Genomic DNA, 3,027 nt, shown 5'->3' on the forward strand with positions numbered 1-3,027 from the left:
ACATTTGCATCCCAATTCTTTACTTACGGCCCGTAAACGGGCTTCCTGGATAGGGGATCGACAGTTGCTCCCCTAACTTGTCTACTTCCAACTGGTCGGGTAGGGACAGGTCATTGCTGGCCCATCCCCCCCTAAGAACCGTACGTGAGAGTTTCCCCTCATACGGCTCAAGCCTTTCAAAGCCCGCTTTTGCGAACCGGCTTCACCACCTTGAGACCATTGACGTGAATCTGGTTATGGCAGTTCGGATGCACCATCACGAGGTTGGTACTCCCGTCCTTTCCGCCATCGACCCGCCGAATAATGTGGTGGACATGCCACCCCGTCTCCTGCGTGATCAATTGCTGGCAGATTGGACAACGACGATCCTGTTCCAACCAGAGGTTGATGAGCTTCTTCCTGCCCCTCAATGAGTTCTGCATCTTGAGGCTCATACGCTCCTCAAAATACGTTTCCCATGTTGGGTCGAAGGGGTTGGCCTCCAACTTGATTGCCCGGTGTCGTCGGATGGGCGTATCCGTTGCTTTCCGCAGTGACGTCAAGATTGGATTCCCGTCAGGGAACCTTTCACCTGTTGCCGCCGCAAACACCCAATTGCGAGTGCCTACGGAATGGAAGTAGCGCTGCTTGATCCAGACGCTGCCTTTCTGCGGATGCCGACGGACGGCCCACTGCCACAACACACGCCAAATCTCATGATCGACACGTGCGAACGTCGCTTTGGAAACGACGTGCTGGTGATAATTCGCCCAGCCTTGGATCATTGGGTTGAGCATCCGAATCAGACGAGGCTGATCCAGCGCCTTATTGCCTTTGACCGCTGAGCGCACTTTTTCCAAGAAGGTCGCCACGTTCGCTTTCGACGGCTTGATCAACAGCTTGCCGTTGTACTTGCGCACGTTTTGTCCGAGAAAGTCGAAGCCCTCGTCGATGTGCGTGATCTTGGTCTTCTCGGGTGAGAGCGTGAGCCCCCGTTCCCGCATGAAGTCCTCGATGATCGGCATGACCTCTTGCTCCAGTAGCTCTTTCGAGCGTCCCGTCACAATGAAGTCGTCCGCATACCGCACATAGTTGACCATCAAACGGGTCTGTACACCGTTGGCGTACCGCTTTCTTTCGAACGCGGTATCCAGTTTGGCTTCCAGTCCGTCGAGGACGAGATTCGCCAGGGTTGGCGAGATGATGCCCCCTTGCGGGGTACCGGCTTCGGTTGGAAAAAGTTGCCGATCTTCCACATACCCGGCCTTGAGCCACTTCCTCAGAATCTCGCGATCCGTTGGTACATGACCCATGAGCCAGTCGTGGCTGATGTTGTCGAAACAGCCCTTGATGTCGCCTTCCAAGACCCACTGCGGGGATATCTGCCGTGCCAATGCCGTGAAGCATTGTTCGATGGCATCCGCCGTGGATCTCTCAGGCCGGAACCCGAAAGAGCACCGATCCGCCTTGGTTTCCGCCACGGGTTCGAGGGCCAGCAGGTATAACGCCTGCATCGCCCTGTCCTTCATGGTCGGAATACCCAGCGGTCGCATCTTCCCATTGGCTTTGGGAATATGGACACGCTTCAGCGGTTGGGGACGATACCCGCGCCGCTTGAGTGACAACATGGCTTGAGACTTGGCTTCCGGGGTGGACCACGTGATGCCATCCACACCCGGCGTCTTCTTGCCTTGGTTCTCGGTAACTCGTCTGACGGCCATTGCTTTGCCGCTGAACGAGTGAGTCAGAATCCACTGCAAGGCTTTCACCTTGCCGTGTTTCCCTTCCCGAGTAGCCTTTACGATACGCGCTTGGAGCCTTCGCACTTCACGGTGACACCCGGCCCAGTCGATGCTGTGCCAGTTGACCGATTCGCGTGAGGGCGCACCCGCGCAAGCAATTTCTTGCGTAGCCATCTGCAATTCCCTCTTAAAGAAGGTTAGACAAACTCTCTCGTAGAGAAAGACCAAGTGGAAGTCTGCCCGCTTTCGCGTGAGGTGATGTCGCCTTGCGGCTCAACCCCTATCCGCCCTATTACAGGACGGCATTCGCTTTCTCCACATTCCTCTACCCGCACCACCAACAGCATGCCTTACGGTCTGCCTGCCCTGAAGGGCAGCGATACGGGCTTATCGTGTTTCACCTGAGTAACGAGATGGGTTAGACCCTGCCTCTCCACCGGCGGTCATGATGTCCGTGTGCCCCCAAAGCGGATAAAGGGCAACCGACCGCATACCTTTTGGTTCAAGCTTGTCAGCATCTTTGGCTTGTCATACATAACGGTGTTTAACAGCAGTTCACTTTCGTTGGTCATACCATCCAGCCTAGCGCCGTATCCGCATCGATGCTCGCAGATAACGCCTCGCCTCACGGCATTGGCGCGGCCCAAAGGCCCAGCTACATTGTTCCGGCAGCTTCACACAAGACCGTTACCAGTCCTGCATGTGCCGGTAGGCTACTGATGACGGAACATCAGGTTCCTCGTCGGGGTTGCCCCCGTTGGAACAATTACTTAGGCGACTTCACGTCGCACATGCTTTATGTATTCCTGGATACGGCCTGTATTTTTACCCACCGTATCTACGTAATACCCCCTGCACCAAAACTCCCTGTTTCTGTATTTGAATTTCAGATCACCAAACTGCTCATAAAGCATCAGGCTACTTTTTCCCTTCAGGTATCCCATAAAACTCGACACACTCATTTTCGGGGGGATCTCCAAAAGCATATGGATGTGATCCACGCAGCACTCCGCCTCCACAATGTTCACATTCTTCCATTCACATAACTTTCTTAATATGCTGCCTATCGCCCTACGTTTTTCTCCATAGAACACCTGCCTTCGGTACTTCGGTGCAAAAACTATGTGATATTTACAGTTCCAGCGGGTATGCGCTAAGCTCTTTTCGTCCCCCATTGGGACCCCCTTTCGATTTCTTGTTTAACTTTTGCAGTTGCCAGACCGCAAGGTGTTTTAACAAATCAAAAGGGGTTTTTATAACCGACTTATAGCTGAAAGCTTTACGGAACCCCCAGCCTAGCTGGGGG

General features: G+C 54.1%; 2 protein-coding genes and 1 pseudogene. All 3 read right to left on the minus strand.

Features of this window, described 5'->3' with window-relative positions:
• Positions 1–19: 19 nt before the first annotated feature.
• Positions 20–94: pseudogene (locus DDT56_RS24135) on the minus strand (IS200/IS605 family transposase); the annotation flags it as partial.
• A gap of 82 nt (positions 95–176) precedes the next feature.
• Positions 177–1,895, minus strand: a complete 1,719-nt coding sequence (gene ltrA, locus DDT56_RS24140; RefSeq protein ID WP_136168880.1) for a group II intron reverse transcriptase/maturase — start codon at positions 1,893–1,895, stop codon at positions 177–179.
• Between the two features lie 596 nt (positions 1,896–2,491).
• Complete coding sequence (tnpA, locus tag DDT56_RS24145) at positions 2,492–2,896, minus strand: IS200/IS605 family transposase (RefSeq protein WP_136168881.1); 405 nt, start codon at positions 2,894–2,896, stop codon at positions 2,492–2,494.
• Positions 2,897–3,027: the final 131 nt, after the last annotated feature.

This window comes from Brenneria corticis, assembly GCF_003115855.1.
GTDB lineage: Bacteria > Pseudomonadota > Gammaproteobacteria > Enterobacterales > Enterobacteriaceae > Brenneria > Brenneria corticis.

What these genes read in the sequence shown, in the direction of transcription:
- ltrA (WP_136168880.1), bottom strand. Translation starts at nt 1,895, where the DNA reads ATGGCTACGCAAGAAATTGCTTGCGCGGGTGCGCCCTCACGCGAATCG.
- tnpA (WP_136168881.1), bottom strand. Translation starts at nt 2,896, where the DNA reads ATGGGGGACGAAAAGAGCTTAGCGCATACCCGCTGGAACTGTAAATAT.